The 19,704-nt window shown below is 43.9% G+C and carries 16 protein-coding genes; 9 read left to right on the forward strand and 7 right to left on the reverse strand.

Going from position 1 to position 19,704, the window contains the following annotated elements:
- Nucleotides 1-6: 6 nt before the first annotated feature.
- Nucleotides 7-1,563 (forward strand): FGGY-family carbohydrate kinase, encoded by a 1,557-nt coding sequence (locus HF888_RS07590; protein WP_007017725.1) that lies wholly within the window; start codon nt 7-9, stop codon nt 1,561-1,563.
- A 175-nt stretch (nt 1,564-1,738) separates the two neighbouring features.
- Nucleotides 1,739-3,484, forward strand: a complete 1,746-nt coding sequence (locus tag HF888_RS07595) for a DUF1302 domain-containing protein (protein WP_040297692.1) — start codon at nt 1,739-1,741, stop codon at nt 3,482-3,484.
- A gap of 62 nt (nt 3,485-3,546) precedes the next feature.
- Here HF888_RS07595 and HF888_RS07600 read toward each other — a convergent pair whose 3' ends face one another.
- The 4 genes from HF888_RS07600 to HF888_RS07615 all read right to left on the reverse strand — a co-directional run bounded on the left by HF888_RS07600 (nt 3,547) and on the right by HF888_RS07615 (nt 7,658).
- The gene (locus HF888_RS07600; protein ID WP_007017728.1) at nt 3,547-4,779 is read right to left on the reverse strand and encodes a sterol desaturase family protein; all 1,233 of its coding nucleotides are present in this window, start codon (nt 4,777-4,779) and stop codon (nt 3,547-3,549) included.
- 116 nt (nt 4,780-4,895) lie between these two features.
- Nucleotides 4,896-5,777, reverse strand: a complete 882-nt coding sequence (locus HF888_RS07605; RefSeq protein WP_007017729.1) for a GIDE domain-containing protein — start codon at nt 5,775-5,777, stop codon at nt 4,896-4,898.
- A gap of 8 nt (nt 5,778-5,785) precedes the next feature.
- Entirely contained in the window at nt 5,786-6,361 is a 576-nt protein-coding gene (locus tag HF888_RS07610) for a LemA family protein (protein WP_007017730.1), read from the reverse strand.
- 79 nt (nt 6,362-6,440) lie between these two features.
- Nucleotides 6,441-7,658, reverse strand: coding sequence for an EAL and HDOD domain-containing protein (locus HF888_RS07615; RefSeq protein ID WP_007017731.1), 1,218 nt, complete (start codon nt 7,656-7,658; stop codon nt 6,441-6,443).
- A gap of 119 nt (nt 7,659-7,777) precedes the next feature.
- Between HF888_RS07615 and HF888_RS07620 the strand changes: the two genes are divergently transcribed.
- Both HF888_RS07620 and HF888_RS07625 read left to right on the forward strand, forming a co-directional pair.
- Entirely contained in the window at nt 7,778-8,716 is a 939-nt protein-coding gene (locus tag HF888_RS07620; protein WP_007017732.1) for a chemotaxis protein CheV, read from the forward strand.
- An 82-nt stretch (nt 8,717-8,798) separates the two neighbouring features.
- Entirely contained in the window at nt 8,799-9,590 is a 792-nt protein-coding gene (locus HF888_RS07625) for an MOSC domain-containing protein (protein ID WP_007017733.1), read from the forward strand.
- Here HF888_RS07625 and HF888_RS07630 read toward each other — a convergent pair.
- Together HF888_RS07630 and HF888_RS07635 are read right to left on the reverse strand one after the other, a co-directional pair.
- Nucleotides 9,582-10,178, reverse strand: a complete 597-nt coding sequence (locus HF888_RS07630) for a hypothetical protein (RefSeq protein WP_007017734.1) — start codon at nt 10,176-10,178, stop codon at nt 9,582-9,584. The two genes, HF888_RS07625 and HF888_RS07630, sit on opposite strands and share 9 nt — an antisense overlap.
- Nucleotides 10,179-10,214: 36 nt before the next feature.
- Nucleotides 10,215-12,170 carry a transglycosylase SLT domain-containing protein gene (locus tag HF888_RS07635; RefSeq protein WP_007017735.1) on the reverse strand — a complete coding sequence of 652 codons (1,956 nt, stop codon included), beginning with the start codon at nt 12,168-12,170 and terminating at the stop codon, nt 10,215-10,217.
- Between the two features lie 195 nt (nt 12,171-12,365).
- On the opposite strand from HF888_RS07635, the gene HF888_RS07640 reads away from it, so the two are divergent.
- Nucleotides 12,366-14,285: an ATP-binding cassette domain-containing protein gene (locus tag HF888_RS07640; protein WP_007017736.1), complete on the forward strand. Its 1,920-nt coding sequence runs from the start codon at nt 12,366-12,368 to the stop codon at nt 14,283-14,285.
- Entirely contained in the window at nt 14,285-14,770 is a 486-nt protein-coding gene (locus HF888_RS07645; protein WP_007017737.1) for a hypothetical protein, read from the forward strand. The genes HF888_RS07640 and HF888_RS07645 overlap by 1 nt, the downstream gene beginning before the upstream one ends.
- Here the strand turns inward: HF888_RS07645 and HF888_RS07650 are convergent.
- Nucleotides 14,760-15,584, reverse strand: a complete 825-nt coding sequence (locus HF888_RS07650; RefSeq protein WP_133308459.1) for a hypothetical protein — start codon at nt 15,582-15,584, stop codon at nt 14,760-14,762. The two genes, HF888_RS07645 and HF888_RS07650, sit on opposite strands and share 11 nt — an antisense overlap.
- 465 nt (nt 15,585-16,049) lie before the next feature.
- On the opposite strand from HF888_RS07650, the gene fadB reads away from it, so the two are divergent.
- From fadB to HF888_RS07665, 3 genes are all read left to right on the forward strand, one after another.
- Nucleotides 16,050-18,197: a fatty acid oxidation complex subunit alpha FadB gene (gene fadB, locus HF888_RS07655; RefSeq protein ID WP_007017739.1), complete on the forward strand. Its 2,148-nt coding sequence runs from the start codon at nt 16,050-16,052 to the stop codon at nt 18,195-18,197.
- A 29-nt stretch (nt 18,198-18,226) separates the two neighbouring features.
- Complete coding sequence (fadA, locus tag HF888_RS07660) at nt 18,227-19,402, forward strand: acetyl-CoA C-acyltransferase FadA (RefSeq protein WP_007017740.1); 1,176 nt, start codon at nt 18,227-18,229, stop codon at nt 19,400-19,402.
- Between the two features lie 80 nt (nt 19,403-19,482).
- Nucleotides 19,483-19,698, forward strand: a complete 216-nt coding sequence (locus HF888_RS07665) for a DUF1653 domain-containing protein (protein WP_007017741.1) — start codon at nt 19,483-19,485, stop codon at nt 19,696-19,698.
- Nucleotides 19,699-19,704: the final 6 nt, after the last annotated feature.

Genomic DNA, 19,704 nt, shown 5'->3' on the forward strand with positions numbered 1-19,704 from the left:
TAAATCATGCATAAACAAACCATCCTGACCATTGATAATGGCACTCAGAGCGTACGTGCTTTGTTATTCAGTTTAAATGGCGATCTGCTGGCCAAGGGTAAAGTAGAAATAGAGCCTTATTTTTCAAAGCACCCTGGCTGGGCTGAGCAAGACCCAGATTATTATTGGAAAAGTGCAGGAGAAGCCTGTAAGGCACTTTGGAGTAGTACTGACTATTCGGCAGACACAGTTGTTGGCTTAGGTGTTACGACCCAGCGTGGAACAGTGGTCAATGTGGACGAATATGGAAAACCATTGCGGCCAGCAATTATTTGGTTAGATCAGCGTCACGCAGAAATTGAAAAGCCCATTAAAGGCATTTGGGGCGTTTTATTTAAAGTGTTAGGTTTGCGCAATGTTGTTGAGGGCTTTCAGCGCAAAGCGCAAGCCGCTTGGATAGAGCAAAATCAGCCGGATGTTTGGCGCAATACGCATAAGTTTTTGTTGCTAAGTGGCTATCTGAATTATCGTTTGACGGGACAATACAAAGACTCCGTCGGAAGTACAGTAGGGTACTTGCCATTCGACTATAAAAAGCATGCGTGGGCAGGTCGTCATGATTGGAAGTGGCAGGTGGCCAATGTCCGAAAAGAAATGTTACCGGAGCTAGTGAAGCCGGGTGAGGTTGTTGGAGAGTTGGAGCCTCACGCAGCTGAACATTTGGGATTGAAAGCGGGTGTCCCCGTCGTCGCTTGTGCGTCTGATAAAGCATGCGAAGTCATAGGTAGTGGTGGAAATGATTCGCATATTGCTTGTTTAAGCTACGGCACAACGGCAACCATCAATACCACCACTAAGCGTTACATTGAGCCAGTCAAATTTATTCCACCTTACCCTGCAGCCATTCCTGAGTCATATAATACGGAAGTTATGATTTATCGTGGTTTTTGGATGGTCAGTTGGTTTAAAAATCAGTTTGGATTGCGCGAGCGTCAAATTGCCGAAGAGCGAGGTGTGCCGCCGGAGATGTTGTTCGATGAGCTGGTGGATTCAGTGCCTGCTGGTTCTATGGGGTTAATGTTGCAACCGTATTGGTCGCCTGGTACTCGCATTCCTGGTCCGGAAGCAAAGGGCTCTGTTATCGGTTTTGGAGACGTTCATACAAGAGCACACCTGTACCGTTCAATCCTTGAAGGGTTGGCTTATGGCTTGCGTGAGGGTAAAGAGCGTATCGAGAAACGTAGCGGAACGCGTATTACTAAGTTAAGGGTTAGCGGTGGTGGTAGTCAAAGTGATGCGGCGATGCAATTGACAGCAGATATTTTTAATTTGCCTGCGGAGCGACCAAGTACTTATGAAACGTCTGGATTGGGTGCTGCAATCAATGTTGCTGTCGGGTTGGGTTTTTACGAAAACTATGATGTTGCTATCGATAAAATGACTTCAGTGGGCGACATTTTTTATCCAGATTTGAACACGAGTCGTTTATATAATGAACTTTATAAAAGTGTTTATCTTAAAATGTATAAGCGCTTGCAGCCCTTATACAAGCAAATAAAACGCATAACAGGTTATCCGCAATAGCCTAGTCGTTCACTTCTTTGTACGAAAGCCAAGCAGAGGTGTTTATTATTTAGACAAAGCTGTTTGGGTTTCACATTTTAGCCCAATACTTTTCGATATTTCTGAAAGATCATGTATCCTCGCGCGCCAGACAAAGTGCGCCAATGCAATTGGTGCTTGAGCGAGGAGAAAAATTTTGGCGAACATAGATCGATCCAAACTGGCTTTTTCATTAGTAAGCATGATGAGCGGTTTAACACTAAGTACTGGATTGCAAGCTGTCGAATTTAACGTTGCAGGAATCGAAGGAAGTTTTAATAGTCAACTATCCATAGGATCAAGCTGGCGTGTCGAAGATCCTAGTCAAGCATTGCTTGTTTCTGGCAATAATAATGATGGTAATGCAAACTTCGACAAAGATGATGCGTTCTCTCAGGTCTTTAAGGGAACTCATGATTTGCATTTGCGTGGCGATTATCACGGCATATTTGTGCGTGGAAAGTATTGGTATGACTTTGCCTTGGAAGAAGGAAAAGTATCTCAAGGTCATTCAGCAAATAACTTTGCTAGCGATGAAAAATTGAATGACGAGGGCTTTAACGAGTTATCTCAGTTTTCCGGCGCTGCGCTTATGGATGCATACGTTTACGGTATGTATGAGGTTGGTTATACGCCTATTGATGTGCGCATTGGTCGACAAGTTGTAAGTTGGGGTGAAAGTACATTTATTTTAGGTGGTGTGAATTCAATCAACCCTGTTGACGTTAACGCGTTTCGTCGTCCAGGTGCTGAAATCAAAGAAGGTTTGTTACCAGTTAATATGGCTTATACCAATATTGGTTTGACGCCCACGTTATCTTTGGAAGCATTTTACCAGTTAGAGTTTCAAGAGACCGTTATCCCAGGTTGTGGAACTTACTTTGCATTTAACGATTATGCACCTGAAGGGTGTGATGTTGTATTGCTAACCAATGAACAGACTGCGTCTTTGTCAGATGCACAAGTCTATGGTGCTGGATTATTTATTAATCGATACAGTGATGGTAAGCGTGAAGCTGAAGACGATGGTCAGTATGGTTTAGCTTTGCGTTACTATAGCGAAGCCCTCGGCGATACTGAGTTTGGTTTGTACCATATGAATATTCATAGCCGCTTACCGTTGATTAGTGGAATTAAAGCGACTGGATGGCAGAATGCTGTGGACGCAGGTGGTGCTAATGCAGCAATCGCGAATAATAGCCCGAGTACTTTTTACTACGTTTCTTATCCAGAAGACATCCAATTAACCGGCTTGAGTTTTGCTACCAATGTTGGAGCAGTAGCGGTTTCTGGTGAGATCAGTCATAAACAAAATGTGCCACTACAGATCAATGCGAATATGCTGCTTACTGCTGGTTTAACGGGTTATTCTGATTCGTTGGCACTGAATCAAGATGTAGCTCAAACAGCCGATGGTGCTGATTTTAAAGGTTACCGTTTGTTTGATGTGAGTCAGGCACAATTTACCATGGTGCAATTCTTCGATCGTATTTTAGGTGCTAGCCGCTATACCCTTATTGCTGAAGCGGGTTATACCTTTGTGCATGACCTTGACGAAAGTGATGAAGCGATTAAGTTCGGTCGTCCAGGTATTTTTAATGGCGAAGAAGGGTATGTTACTGAGGGATCTTGGGGTTATCGTTTACGTTTCGCGGGTAATTATCGAAACGTGTGGGGGGCAACTGTTAAACCGACTTTGGCATGGTCTCACGATGTGGAAGGTGTGGCGCCTCAACCCGGTGGTGCATTTGTTGAAGGTAATCAATCGCTAGGCTTGAGTGTCGATGCCAGCTTTGCAAGGTATTACAGTGTGGGTGTTGCTTTCACACAGTATATGGGCGGAGATTACAATATTTCGGAAGACAGAGACTTCGTATCAATCAGTGGTTCAGTGCAGTTCTAATGGCTGATTGAACTGAATACTGATAGGAGGCGGCCGATCGGCCGCCTTTTTTTGTTTTAATATTAGTTGGTCTCTGCTTGCGATGTTGAGTGTGCTGATAGGCGCATGGTCGTATAGAGTGTAAAACAACTTGCAATTCCCGCTGTAAGGTTGATGAATTCAACCCAAGTAGGTATCTGTAATTGTGTTGTCATTGCAATAGCCACTAGAGAAAATTTTATAATCTCACAATAAAGACGCCATGGTTTGCGTTCCTGAACTAAGCCAAGGCTATACAAGCTAAACAATAGGACGCCACCAAAAATAAAATGTGTTTGTATGGGTAGATTTGCGGCCAGGTTTAAAAATCCAAATACCCATAAAAAGTTAATTGCTAACTGCGTAAATACATACCATTGCTCAGTTTTTGAAAGATTGGAATCATATTTTTCAATTTGCTCGTTGCTTTTTGTAATTGGGAATCGTTGTTCTACATCGTGTGGTCGGTAGCCAGTGCGTCGGAACCATAAAGTAAACTTATCGCTATAATTATTAGTATTCCATGCGTCTTTCATTAGTTGGGTAATAAAATGTAGGTTTCCCCAGATAGGGTTCCAACTTTTTAATTGTGTGCTTATGCCGAATACAACTGGTTCGTTATTTAGCTCTGGTTGAAATGTATTAAATATACGATCCCATACTATAAAAACGCCGCCGTAATTACGATCCACATATATCTTATTTTTAGCGTGGTGCACTCTATGATTGCTCGGCGTAACAAAAATGGCCTCATACCAATTTGGCATGCGTTTAATGGTTTGGGTATGTACCCAGAATTGATAGAGCAAGTTGAGCGCTGCGACACTGGCGAAAATCACGGGATCGATTCCTAAGAAAGCCAGAGGCATATAAAAAACCCAGCCAACAATATTGGGTATGCTGGTTTGTCTTAAAGCCGTCGTGAGATTGTACTCTTCGCTAGAGTGATGGATGACGTGGCTTGCCCATCCAATATTCATAGTATGGCCAAGTCGATGATTCCAGTAATAGCCAAGGTCGTAAACTATGAAAGCGAAAACCCATGTCCACAGAGTGTTTTCCCAGTGGTACAGCGCGAAGTGTTCATGTGCGTATATGTAAAAAGAAAATGGAATCGCGGCATACAATATGCGAGTGATCCGGCTGATCATTCCTAATGCAAGGGAGTTGGTAGAGTCGTTAAGCCGATATACGTCCAGTTGCTTGTATCGAGCCCAACCTAGTTCCAGCAGAATAAGGATTAGAAATCCGGGTATGGCCATTAGTATGTAGTTCATGGGGAGCCCTCATGATGCTTATTATTATAGTTCTATTTGAGCATATGAAGGGGTTTAAACAATGATGCTTTCGGCCAGTGTGTGACCTTGAATGCCTTTCGATTCTTGGCTTTTATCTAGAAGAAAGGCTTCATGATGTATACGAAATAGCCAATGGTGCCCGCAAATACGAGTAGAAAAAATAGGGCATACCACATGAACTTGCGACCAGTGTCTCTTTGGTCTTCTGTAGAAACAATAAGGGGCTGTCCGCTTGCTTTATCCATGTAATTTATATCTTCCATGTTGATTAAGTCTTGCTCCATGTTTTCTGCTTCAAGTTTCGCTGCAAGTCTCACTAGCTCCCATTCTTTGTCATCTAATTTACCGTCTTTGTTTCGATCAAATCGGGTTAAAAGATCGTCGTAATTTTCTTTCCAGCGACGAATTATGCTACCCATTGCGCCCTCACGAGAGTGGCCTTCAATTGGGCGCTTAGTGGTGAAGCTGCCTAGTGCATAAAGAGGGCTGCCCGGAGCGATAATGGTTTCTGTGTAGCGATAGTTTCCGAACTGTAAAAAGCTATCTTGACGGTCTACGCTCAGTGAAGTTGGGAAGGGGGAGTTGCCCATCCAGCTCGTGCGGATACCGCCGTATACTTTTGCATCCTTAAGCCGTATTAAGCATTGTCCTGTGGTGTCATCCAAAATCAATGGTCCTGGGTGGCGACTTGATGAGATAGTGCGCCAAGAGGTCGACTTGTCAGATTGCACCCGCTTCTCAATGCGATAGTCAAACCAGATGCATGGGCGCTGTGAAAGAGGAGAGGGGATAGGTGTGTGATCCTGCGAAGCAATGCCTTCTAATTCGACAAAGCCTTGGGCGGCTGAGCGTATCTTTGACGTTGGTGTGTCTTTGATGAGGCGGCCCAGCTTGAAAAAATGTGCAAAGAAATAGAGGCTGCCTAAAGCGATCACAACAATGATCGCAATGATTTGCCAGGGTTGACCAAGAATCATGAGCAACCTTACTGACTAAATAAGTCTTTTATATTTACATCTTTCTTTTCATGCTCTTCAAATTCAAGGAGATCTGCGCCTTTGAATTTAAAGAATCGAGCGACTAATACATCAGGAAACTGCTCTATACGTACATTGTTATTGTTGACAGCTTCGTTGTAAAACTCACGACGATCGGCAATGCTGTTTTCTAGTGCTGAAATGCGTTGTTGTAATTGCTGGAAGCTCTGGTTGCTTTGTAATTCTGGGTAGTTTTCAGCTAACGCAAATAATTGTCCAAGCCCACTGCGGAGTTGTGTCTCGGCGCGACCAAGCTCTTTAGCGCTTCCGTGTTGTTGCGCACTAGTAACTTGAGATCGAGCTTCAATTACTTGGCGAAGCGTCTCTTGCTCATACTTCATGTACTGCTGGCATGTGGCAACTAGTTTAGGGAGCTCCTCGTTGCGCTGCTTTAGTAGTACGTCGATGTTCGACCACGCTTTTGCAACAGCATGCTTAAGGTTGACTAGGCCATTATAGATAATGATGGCATAGACGAGCGCAACTGCGATGATTGAAATTGCAATGATTTGATCCGTAGACATGGTGTACTTCCTAATGGCTTTGCTGAATCGTATCGTGGGTGTGAAAAAAAGCCAAGAGGTTTGAGAATGGATGGTGACGTTATTCAAGTTCTTTGGACTGACTGTCTGCCTCAATAAGTGCTACTTTATAAATCTCGGATAGCTCATCTACATTTAGCCCATATTGTTCCAGCTCCAAGCTGTTAATGTCATTCAATCTCCCTTCTTGAATGCGAATGCAAGTATTCAATGCCAGCCCCAGTGGTCCGTTTTTATTGAGGATAGCTTTTTCCATTTCTTGGGGGATACGTAGGCTTTTTAGGACTTCTAAGATAGGGCGGTCTAGAAATGCGTCCAGTAGTGAAAACAAACCTATGGTATAAAAATCAGAAGGAGAAAATTGTCCAATGCGTTGACCTATTTTCTCGCAAAACACAGCACGCTCAAGACAGCTTTGAATGAGGGCGTGAGGCTTGTCGTCGAGTGTCCCGAGAGCAACCAGTGAGGCCCATCGTTTCATGTGAGTCATGCCGATTCGAGTAATGGCTTGCTGTATAGAGGTGCAGGCGGCCACACTCGCAAAAGCGGCTGAGTTAACCAGTCTCAGTAATTTATAACTCATTTGTGGGTCTTGGCTTATGGTCTTAGTCAGTTGTGTAACGTCAATTTCTGGGTCTTGTAATTCAGCGAGCATGCGCATGACGACGAGTTTGTTATCAGAAAGTGTTTTACCTTCTACTAACTGGGGGCGACTTAAAAAGTAGCCTTGAAATAGCTGAAAGCCCAAATTCCTGCAGAATTGATACATCTCATAGGTTTCTACTTTTTCTGCCAGTAAAACCAGTCCTCTGGGGACGAAGATCTCAGCGAATCTCTGAATTTGTTTTTGTGAAAGCGCTAATACATCAATCTTGACGATATCGACTAGATGTAGCAAGGGGGCGCTATTGTTGTTGAGTATAAAGTCATCTAGTGCAAGTTTGGCACCCATGGATTTGGCGTGCTTGAGTGCATCAATGAGCTTGTTGTCTACCTCGATGTCTTCGAGAATTTCAATGACGTAATGTTTCGGGTCAAATGGTGGTAAGTCCATAATCAGGTTGCGCGTGAAATTGATGTAGGCTGGATGATCTCCGCAGATAGTATCCAATCCGGCTTCACCAAACGCATTAAGAAGTACATGACTGGTGGCTTTGTCGCCACATTCAAATTCGGCATGATCCAAAGCTTTTGGTTGACGAAATAGCAACTCATAGGCGCTGACTTCCAAAGCTTGGTTGTAAATTGGTTGTCGTGCCAATAAGACGTTTTCCGCCATTGATCGTGATCCGTGAATAGATAAGAAGTACCTAAACTAAAGCTTAGTAGAAATATGGGTAATCCTGTAGCTTGGTCTACACTTTTAGGAAGAAGGGTTGTCCGTATAGAGGGATAGGTATGTCAGGCATACTCACAAACGTTGATTCGCGCACCAAATTGGTGGGTCAAAACCGTCTTGAATTATTGTTGTTCTATTTCAAGGGGCGTAGTCAGTGGTTTGCAATCAATGTATTTAAAATCCAAGAGGTTTTGCGCATGGTTGCCTTGACTCATATTCCAGATGCCAATCCGGTGGTGAAGGGGGTAGCACACTTGCGTGGGCGCACTGTTCCAGTGGTTGACCTGAGTGCGGCTATCGGTATGGGCAAGACCGAGATCAACGACGATACCACTATTATTGTCACGGAATATAATGGCACTGTTCAGGCCTTCATGGTTGCTGGGGTAGAACGTATCGTCAATATGAATTGGGAGGAGATTCAACCACCACCGAAAGGTGCTGGGCGAAGTCACTATTTGACCGCCATTACGAAAGTTGATGATAAGATTGTTGAAATCATTGATGTTGAGAAGGTGCTCGCAGAAATTGTTCCTTATGTTACCGATGTATCAGAGGGTGCGGTTGACCTTGATGTTATGCAGCGAGCAGCTGAATCGGGTTTAAAAGTTTTGGCTGTTGATGATTCAGCTGTGGCGCGTAGTCAGATACGTGAAACCTTGGGTAGCTTGGGTCTCACTGTTATTGAAGCGACTGATGGGCGCGAGGGATTAAACTTGCTTAAGCGAATGGCTTCTGAGGATGAGCCCATTAATAGCCAGCTACTAATGCTTATTACAGATGCAGAAATGCCCAATATGGATGGCTATAAGTTGACCACTGAAGTTCGATCAGATCCGCGATTGAAGGAGTTATATGTTGTGTTGCATACGTCGCTCAGTGGTAATTTTAATGAGGCGATGGTTAAAAAAGTGGGCTGTAGTGCGTTCTTATCTAAGTTTCAGCCTGACGGTTTGGCGAAGGCTGTCGAGGTGCGTGCTAAGCAGTTGTTTGGTTAGCTAAAACTTTTTTGTAAGCCTGTGCCTTCTAGGTCAACTTCAGTAGAATGCTCACAACACGTTTTGTTGTAGGCGCATTCTCATGCATGTTCATGCTTTACACACCTATCCGATAAAGTCCTGCGCGGGCCTGACTCATCATCGACTCAATATTGCCCAGCAAGGGCCTGAGTATGATCGAATGTTTATGTTGGTAGACGATGACGGTAAGTTTGTTACTCAGCGTAAACATTCGATTATGGCCCAGATTCATGTCGATGTTCTCGATAATCAATTGCATTGTTGGTTTCAGGATCGGCATTGCGCAGTTCGTATAGATGATACTCAAGCTGATGGTGTCACCGCCCAAGTTTGGAAGGATGTAGTCGAGGCTCAAGTGTTTTCTTCTGAGATTAATGCTTGGTTTTCAGAAATTCTGGGTAAGTCTGTGCGTCTAGTGGTGCAATCGAAGAGTGCTTCTCGCTTTATTGATCCTGAATTCTCCTCCGACCAGAAAACGATTCGTTTTGCAGATGGTTTTCCTATCTTGCTTACCACGATGTCATCTCTTCAGTTTGTTAATCAAAATCTGGGTGCAGTGGTTGATATGCAGCGATTTCGGCCTAACCTGGTTATTGGCGGTTTGGATGAACCTTTTGCAGAGGATAATTGGCGTGTACTGTTAATCAATGGTATTGAATTCGAGGTGGTCAAGCCTTGTACGCGTTGTGTTATTCCGAGTATTGAACTTCAAACTTTAGAAAAACAGTCAAGAATTACCAAATTGCTGAAGCAATATCGAAAAACACCAGAAGGAATTATCTTTGGTCAGAATGTTATACATCGAGGGGTTGGACAGATAACTGTGGGGGACGAGGTGGAAGTCTTAAAATAATTCAATCTCGTCGTCTGTATCATCTCCTGTTTCTTTTTTATCGAAATGATGACGATAGATTTGTAACGCTTCTTCAATAGATTCGCCGCGAAGAATATGCTCAAACATCAGGCGTTCTGCCTCCATGGTGTAAGAGTTTTTAATGTGTTCTTGCAGTGCCTGCCAGTGAGTCGGCTCTTCAATATGCTTGGGATCACTAATAAGTGCCCCAAGTTTATCTAGGCTATCGCAAACATGAGCAAGTCGTTGGCTGATGCGATCATAAAACTGGAAGGCAGTAACACTTTTTTCTGCGTGTTTGCTGAGTTCTTGGGTCGCTTTTCTAACTGTTTCTTTGTAGGTTTCAAGATTGTCGGTTGTGATGCTAGCAGTGGCTTTGTCGATATTTTCGATATAACCAGTCATTCGTGAGAAGGCATCACTCAGGGTGCTTACGCTTTGTTCTCCGTCCTTCATTGACGTCTCTACTTGCGCTACAGCAAGCGCAAGCATTGTTATCGTCTCTTGTATTTGGCACCAGTTAAAATCTGGATTGTGGGTTGTAGAGCCATGCTGGGTTATGTGGTACTGCTTGCCCTGTGATGCCATGGTAACGTCCTTCTTGAAGCTACCACATAAGCATAGCTAACCCTGCTTATTCTGCTTAGATTTTAGGAGGCTGATTTGTAATTGAGTGTTTTTACTTTGCCATGAAGCGAGTGTGTCATAATCTAATATCGGTTGTTGTTGACCCAATCGATAGCTGTATATGACTGAATACGTTAATACGCGTTTTACATATTCTCGTGTTTCGCTAAATGGAATGTTTTCGATCCATTGGTCGATGGGGCCCTGATTGCGCTTGAGCCAGCGTTTTACGTTCGTAGGACCAGCGTTGTAAGAAGCGGTAGCAAGCACCTTGTTATTGTTAAAGCGTTTAGCTAATTGTTTTAAATACCCACTGCCAAGATGAATGTTGTAGTCTGGTTTGATGAGGCTTCCATAGTTGTAGCGCACCCTAATTTTGCGGCTAATGCCTTTTGCTGTGGCCGGCATTAACTGCATCAAGCCTGTGGCGCCAGCAGAGCTCTTGGCATCATGCATAAATGCACTTTCTTGTCTGGCAATGCCATATATCCAATTTTGGCTGATGTGGTGCTTTTGAGCTGCTGAGCTAAAGGCCTCTAAGTGCGCAAGAGGAAAGCGAAGCTGCAAATCATCCCAGTTTTTGACTTTCGCTAGCGTCATGATTGCTCGATCAGCCCAGCCATGCCGACCGGCAACAAGTGCCATAGCCAGTTGTCCTGACTCATCGTGTTGCTCCATTGCATAGCGCCATTCTCTGCGCGCTTGTGGAATTCTATTTAGCTCGAAGAAGGCTAGTGCTCGCTTAATGCTGTGATCTAGCCTAACAGTTTGAATTTTCGAAGGGGCTATATCGATAGATCGATGATTCATGTTTGCTTTTTGGCCTAGCTGCTGGCTAGCCATAAAACCATAGTAGTCGCGGTTCTTAGCCGCCTCCGCCAGATAGTATTGTACTTGGTTTGTATTCGCGCCCATCATTTGTAGAGCGCGGCCTTGCCAGTATTGCCATTGACTGTCACGTTGAATGTTTGGGCTGGCGAGCTTGAATAGATGAGTGTAAACAAACCAATTACTGTTTTGTACTGCTCCGTGTAAAAAGGCGTGCTCCATTTTTGTGTCTATTAATTTGTGTTTGCTGGCTAATTGGTACCAGAAAAAAGCATCCTCTTCGCCTTTGCTAGCCATGGTGGTAATGGTTTCTTTTTGAATGCGCTCCAGCTGCGTTTGGCTGAAAAAGTTCAATATTGGATGGCTTGGGTCAATCTCATTTTTCTGGCGCAGTATGCTGCGTTTTGCTAGTAAGTAGCGGGCGTCATTGGGCAATTCTATTGCTGCTTCGTTAGATAGAATATTCCATGGTTTACGCCAAAGTGAGCGAACTAGCTTGGCGTGTTTTTGGTATTCGCTAGAAAGCATTTTTTGTAAATAGCGTGCTAAACGATAATGACGCTTATCAACCGATTTCAAGAAACGCTGCCAAATTAAATCTTGGCTGAGTAGTCCTTTGCGTTGCCAGTGTTGAAATACCTTGTCGCAGGCTTTAGGTAAGGGATCTCCCAATAGCCATAGTCTTTGGCCTTCGGTGATTGCTTCAAAGTGTCGATTGGTCTTGTTTAAAGAATGCGCATGATGGCAGCGTAAAGTAAGGCTGTTAGATGGAGTGTAATACTGGTTAAAGCGTTTCCAGTCATTTTTTCTGGCAAGGTAAAAAAGCCATTTTCGTTTTAATTGATCTGCGGCTGGTGTATTGCTGTGGGTTCTAAGGAACGCTTGAATTTTGTCATCGGGTCGTGTGTAGAAATGTCGGTATATATAGTCTGACTCTAGATAAGGAGTTAGCGGGTGATCTAAAGAACTGAGCTTTTGCTTGAAGCCAGTGTAGTTTCGGCTTTTGAGTAGCTTTTCAGCGTCAAGAAAATCTTGATGTAGGCCTGTTGTGTTGGCGATGGCATACCAAGGCATGACTAAAAAAGTCAGACTCAAACTCATCACGTAAAGTAAACGTGTCCCCATAGGCTTCCCCCTAATCCTGAATTCAGCATAGCCGATTTTGATCAGCAGAGTCTTTTAAATAAATATATTTTGATAGAGTTTTTTGAACTAATGCCTGTTTCTGATGATGGGCGACCATGACAAGCCGTATAAAAACCCTGAAATCCCAAGCTACAAGGCTTACAATGGCGTTTTTTCATCGGTACACGAGTATTTATGCCTGTTGCAATTCTAGAGCAAGTTTCCCTGCATTATGGTGAGCAGGTTCTTTTAGATCATTTAGATCTGACAATTAACGAGCGGGAACGTCTGTGTTTGGTTGGTCGAAATGGCGCTGGTAAGTCGACTCTTATGAGTTTATTGCTAGGGCGCAGGCAGCCTGATGGGGGTATCGTTCGCGTGCAAGATGGGTGTGTTGTGGCAGAGCTGCCGCAAACCTTACCGGCTGCGGATGAGCGCAGGGTAGAAGATGTGGTGCTTAGTGGCCAAGCTGAGCTTGCTGCGCTTTTGGCCGAATTTGATGCCATCAGTCTAAGTGCTAATACCGATGCGGATATGCAAAAAATGGCCCGTTTACAAACAAAGATCGAATCTCAGGACGGCTGGCTTCTTCAGCAGAAAGCCGAGGCCATTATGGATAAGCTTAAACTGCCAAAGGATAAGCTGATGGCAGAGCTCTCAGGTGGATGGCGTCGTCGAGTAATGCTAGGGCGCGCGCTATTGAGTGAGCCGGATTTGCTGCTGCTAGACGAGCCAACGAACCACTTGGATATACCCGCGATTGAATGGCTCGAAGAGCAGCTGGCGGATTTTAATGGGGCTGTGTTGTTTATTACCCATGATCGCGCGTTTATGGAAAAAGTAGCAAATCAGGTGTTGGATCTAGATAGGGGTAAGGTCTATCGCTTCGATGGTAGTGACTATGAGGGACTTCAAGCTTGGCGTGAAAAACGCCTTGAAGATGAAGAAAAAGAGAATGCGCTATTTGATAAACGTCTTGCTGAAGAAGAAAAGTGGATTCGTCAAGGCATTAAGGCGCGTCGAACTCGCAATGAAGGACGTGTGAGAGCTTTAAAGGCTATGCGTAACGAGCGAAAGGCTCGCGTTGATCGTCAAGGTGTTAGTGATTTTGCTCTCGATTCCGCAGAAAAGTCAGGCAAGGTCGTGTTTGAAATTGAAAACCTTTGTTATAGCGTGGAAGAAAAAAATCTTGTGAAAGATTTTTCTTCTATCGTGCAGCGAGGTGATCGCATTGGTCTTCTCGGGATTAACGGGTGTGGTAAAAGTACGCTGCTGAAACTGATGCTTAAGCAGTTGAAGCCTCAGGCAGGAACCGTAAAGCAAGGTACTAAATTAGAAATTGCTTACTTTGATCAATTGCGTGCTGAATTGGATCCTGAAAAAAACATTATCGATAACCTTGCTCAAGGTAGAGAGTTCATTGAAATTGGCGATCAGAAAAAACACATTTTTAGCTATCTCTCTGACTTTTTATTTACGCCCGCTAGAGCGCGAACACCAGTGAAGGCATTGTCAGGTGGTGAGGCAAGCAGAGTGATGTTGGCTAAGTTGTTCAGTAAACCTTCAAATCTTTTGGTTTTGGACGAGCCGACTAATGACTTAGACGTGGAAACACTAGAATTGTTGGAAAGTCGCTTGATGGAGTATGAGGGAACTGTGTTGGTGGTGAGTCACGATCGATCATTTCTTGATAATGTTGTTTCTTACTTGTACGTATTCGACGGCGACGGACGCGTAAGTGAACATATTGGTGGTTATCAAGACTGGTACGAGCGTGGCTTTCGCTTAAAGGACGCTAGCGCCAAACCCATTACGGATCGCCAACAAAAACAAACTAAATCGACTAATCCTGAGCCGCAGAAAACCAAAGAAAAAGCCAAGGTGAAGTTGAGTTATAAACTTCAGCTTGAGCTAGATGAGTTGCCACAAATTATCGAAAATCTTGAGCGAGAAGTTGCTGAGTTAACTCAAGAAACAACGGCCATTGATTTTTATCAGCGCGATACGGATTTTGTTACTGAGCGCCTGCACCTGTTAGAGGTAAAGCAAGGGGAGTTAATGGAAAAAGAAGAGCGCTGGTTGGAGTTGGAAGCGATGAAGGAAGGTGATGCATAATGGGTGTATGGATCATTATTGTTCTGGGTATGCTTGTGATATTCGGCAGTGTGCAATGGCTCAGGCCTAGTGTGAAAGAAAAGAAGCAGGGGCAGTGGCGCCACCAGGCATTGATGGCTGGGATGAAGGTGAGCTTGCAGGGCTTACCAGCAGAGCCAAAGGAGAGTGGTATTCGTGATGATGTTAACGGCGCTAGTTATATTCTTTATAACCCTAAACCAAGTAAAAAAGATACATGCAAGTTTGCAGTGGTTAAGCAGCAAGGGTGGATGCAAGAGGGGCTTCCGGAGGGTTGGAGTTGGTACAAAGAGAAACCTAGTGTTGATTTGGATGCAGTGAGTAGAGTTATTGGTCGATTGCCCGAGAGTTCCGTTGCGATTGAGCGAACTCCAGATTACTCACGGGTTATCTGGTGGGAGAATGGTCAGACATATGATCCTGACCATTTGAAGCAGACGTTAGAAAAACTGCAGGCTATTTCTTAGCCTGCATAGATCGATTGTAGTGATCGCCAATGCTTACGAGGTTTTGAGCAATGCGATCACCATAAGTACTGATAACGAAAGGTACAGCGTTTTCGTTGTAGTTGAAAATAGACTTATTGATGAACTCCCATTTCACCTCTACTTGATCTAGAGAGCGATAGATGGATTTGTCTTTGTCGGTGTTTGTTTTTAATTGAGCCAAAAGTTTATCGAATTGTGCAGCTTGTTTTTCCATGCCGCCTTCGTTGATCTTGATTACCATTACTTGACCCAAGCTAGATGTGCTACGTGCTGCGTATTCTGCTGTTAGGGTTTGAATAATGATACCCATCTGACGGGTTAATTCAGTTTGAGATGAAATAGGGAAGTCAGAGCTCTGCTTTAAATTGTCATAAAGGTTCTGTAGCTCTTCGTTGAGCGTTACAGCATTTTTACTTAATTCATCAACCAAGCGAGCGTTGGCATATCCTTGAGTTAAAAAGTCTGCACGGTTCACTTCTAATAATTTTTTGTACTCTTGCCAGCTTTTGACAACCTTGGCTACGCCATCGAGTTTTGAAGTAGGCGCTGAACTTGCGGTGATTTCGTCCAAATGAGAATCAAACTGTTTAATGCCAGATTCGATTTCACGGTTGTATCGAGAATCACCTTCTAGGCCACTAAACATGTAGTAGTCACTCAGAATGGCGTAACTAACAATGCGCATGTCATATATTCGCTTAAGAAGATCGCCGGTGTTGGCGTCCGCCTTTACTGTTATGGCAAGGCATAGAGAGAGTACGATTAGGCTAAGGCCGTGTATTTTTTTTATCATTATTTTTATCCTGCAGCTTTTACGTCAGCGTCAACGCCATAGTTTGTTCAATTTTGTAAAGGAATTAAAGGGTTTTTGTGGACCTTTTATCATTTATTTTCATATCTATCCTTGATTCTTATGATGTATGCCGCATTTAGAGCGGATGTAGGCAAGAACGTACCATTTGCTGCAAATTGTCCTGTGTAGTCTACAGTGTAAAAGATCATTTTTGCCCATGACGGGTGTTGCCCTGGTTATTTATCCAGCAAAAAGCCAATCTTTTGATGAAAAACGCCATTAAATGGTTGACTTTTTAGGTGAGATTTACGAAGGTTCGAACACCAAATTCAAACGGGCGTATGAATTAGGTTAATTGGGTGTTTTTTAACCAAATGCCCGTCAGAAAACAGTAGAGCAGGCCAAGTACTCTGTATTTGGTCTGTTTTGCGTTAACTCAGCTAAACATAGCGTGGAGATGTGTTGATGATTTACGAAGGTAAAGCCATCACGGTTAAGCTACTCGAAGACGGTATCGCCGAATTGAACTTCGATTTGCAAGGTGAGTCCGTAAACAAGTTTAATCGTGAAACATTGGAAGACCTAAAAGCTTCCGTAGAAGCTCTTAAAGGCAACAGCGACGTTAAAGGTTTATTAGTAACGTCTGGTAAAGACTGCTTTATCGTTGGTGCTGATATCACTGAATTCGGTGACAACTTCAAGCAAGACGAAGAAGTAATCATCGAGTGGATTTTAGAAGCCAACAAAATCTTCAACGCAGTTGAAGACCTACCTTTCCCAAGCATTACTGCGATTAACGGTATTGCTCTTGGTGGTGGTTTTGAGATGTGTTTGTCGACTGACTACCGCATTATGTCTGAGAAGGCCAAAGTGGGTCTGCCAGAAGTTAAGCTAGGTATCTACCCTGGTTTCGGTGGTACAGTTCGTCTACCTCGCGTGATTGGTGCGGACAATGCAATCGAATGGATCTGCATGGGTGCAGAGAACCGCGCTGATAAAGCACTTAAGTTCGGTGCTGTTGACGCTGTAGTTAAAGCAGAAGCTCTTCAAGAACAAGCCATCGCAATGCTTAAAGAAGCCATTGCTGGTGAATTGAACTGGGAAGCTAAGCGTGAAGAGAAAACTTCTAAGCTTAAGCTAAACCCAATGGAGCAAATGATGGTATTCGAAACGGCTAAAGGTTTCGTTGCAGGTCAAACAAAGGGTCAATACCCAGCTCCAATTGAAGCAATCAAAACAATGCAGAAGGCTGCAAACTTTGGTCGCGACAAAGCGTTAGAAGTTGAAGCGAAAGGCTTTGCTAAACTAGCAAAGACCACTGAATCTCAGGCATTGATTGGTTTGTTTAACAATGATCAATTGCTTAAGAAGAAAGCAAAAGAATTCGATAAGATTGCTAAGCCAACTAAAAAGGCTGCAGTGCTTGGCGCTGGTATTATGGGTGGTGGTATTGCTTTCCAATCAGCGCTTAAAGGTACGCCAATCTTGATGAAAGACATCGCTGAGGCGGGTATTGAGCTTGGTCTGAACGAAGCCAATAAGCTCTTAGCCAAGCGTGTTGAGAGAAAGAAAATGAAACCTGCTCAAATGGGTGAAGCCCTAAACCGCATTCGTCCAACACTATCTTATGCCGAGTTCGGTGATGTAGATGTGGTTGTTGAAGCAGTTGTTGAAAATCCAAAAGTTAAGAAAATCGTTCTAGCTGAAGTAGAAGATGTTGTTCGTGAAGACGCTGTTGTTGCTTCTAACACTTCAACTATTTCTATCGATCTACTTGCTGAAGATTTGAAACGTCCTGAAAACTTCCTAGGTATGCACTTCTTCAACCCAGTGCACATGATGCCTCTTGTAGAAGTTATCCGAGGTTCAAAAACATCTGAAGAAGCGGTTGCTACAACAGTTGCTTACGCTAAGCAGATGGGTAAAACCCCAATCGTTGTTAACGACTGCCCAGGGTTCCTAGTTAACCGTGTTTTATTCCCTTACTTTGGTGGTTTCGCTGCGCTAATGCGTGACGGTGCTGACTTCCGTCAGGTTGATAAGGTAATGGAAAAATTCGGCTTCCCAATGGGTCCTGCATACTTGATGGACGTAGTTGGTATCGATACTGGTAAGCACGCTAATGATGTTATGGCGGAAGGCTTCCCAGAGCGTATGAAGGCTGACTTCAAATCTGCAATGGAAGTATTGTACGAGAATGAATACTACGGTCAGAAAAACAAGAAAGGTTTCTATAAGTACGAAGAAGACAAGAAAGGCAAGCCTAAGAAAGTCTTTGACGAGTCTGTACTTGAGCTATTGAAGCCAGTATGTGCTGATCAAAAAGATTTCGATGCCGATGACATCATTGCACGCTGCATGATTCCAATGTGTATCGAAACTGTACGTTGTTTAGAAGAAGGTATCGTAGACACAGCTGCAGAAGCAGATATGGGTCTAATCTTCGGTATCGGTTTCCCTCCATTCCGTGGTGGTGCACTTCGTTACATCGACACAATCGGTCTAGACAAGTTCGTTGAGCTTGCTGACAAGTACAAAGACCTAGGTCCTCTATACCACGTAACTGACAAGATGCGTGACATGGCGGCCAAAGGCGAAAAGTATCACGGCTAATTGGCGATCGTAACGATAGGAGAATACAAATGAGCTACGCAGATAACGATGTAGTTGTAATTGATGCGGTACGTTCACCGATGGGTCGCTCAAAAGGCGGCGTGTTCCGTAACGTCCGTGCAGAAGATATTTCTGCAAACCTAATTAACGCTTTATTTGAGCGTAACCCAAATGCAAACCCAAAAGACGTTGAAGATGTAATCTGGGGTTGTGTTAACCAAACTTTGGAACAGGGTTTCAACGTTGCTCGTCAAATTTCTTTGATGACTGACGTTCCTAAAGAAGCGGCTGCACAGACTGTTAACCGTCTATGTGGTTCTGCAATGACAGCGATTCATACCGCTGCTCAAGCCATTCAAACTGGTAACGGTGATGTATTCGTTGTTGGTGGTGTTGAGCACATGGGTCACGTAAACATGCAGCACGGTTTCGACCACAACCCAGCTTCTTCTAAGTATGCTGCCAAAGCATCTAACATGATGGGTCTAACGGCTGAAATGCTAGGCAAAATGCATGGTATTACTCGTCAGCAACAAGACGAGTTCGCTGCGCGTTCACATCGTCTAGCGCACAAAGCAACGTTGGAAGGTGATTTCAAAAATGAAATCGTTCCAATGTACGGCCACGATGCTGATGGTAAGCAAATTCTGGTTACTGAAGACGAAACAATTCGTCCAGAAACAACAGTAGAAAGCCTTGGTAAGCTACGCCCTGCGTTCGATCCAAAAGGCGGTACGGTAACAGCGGGTACTTCTTCACAGATCACCGATGGTGGTTCTGCAATGTTGCTAATGAGCGGTAAAAAAGCAAAAGAGTTAGGTCTAACTCCTCGTGCTAAAATCCGCGCAATGGCAGTTGCTGGTTGTGATGCTGCGATCATGGGTTACGGTCCTGTTCCTGCGACTAAGAAAGCACTTAAGCGTGCTGGTCTAGAAGCAAGCGACATCGAATACTGGGAACTAAATGAAGCATTTGCTGCTCAGTCTCTTCCATGTGTTAAAGACCTAGGTCTTAAAGACATTGCTGACGAGCGTGTAAATATTCACGGTGGTGCAATCGCTCTAGGTCACCCATTGGGTTGTTCTGGTGCGCGTATCTCTACGACTCTAATCAACGTATTAGAGCAAAAAGATGCGAAGCTTGGCGTATCGACTATGTGTATCGGTATGGGTCAAGGTATTGCTACCGTATGGGAGCGCCTATAATCTTTGAATAAGATTATGAGTTAATCCTAAAAAGGGCTGGGTTTTTACCTGGCCCTTTTTGTTTTCAATGAGGTTGATTGATGAAAATAAAGTCAGGAATTTATAAGCATTACAAAGGTTCGTTATACAAGGTTATGGGCTGTGTGCAACACAGTGAAACAGAAGAGTGGCTGGTCTCCTATCAAGCCCTGTATGGAGAATATGGCTATTGGGTTAGACCCTATGGTATGTTTGTCGAGAACGTTGTTCTGGATGGGGTTGAGGTGCCTAGGTTTAAATTGATGGTTGAAGACTAGCTTCAA

This window comes from Bermanella marisrubri (assembly GCF_012295615.1).
Classification (GTDB): domain Bacteria; phylum Pseudomonadota; class Gammaproteobacteria; order Pseudomonadales; family Oceanobacteraceae; genus Bermanella; species Bermanella marisrubri.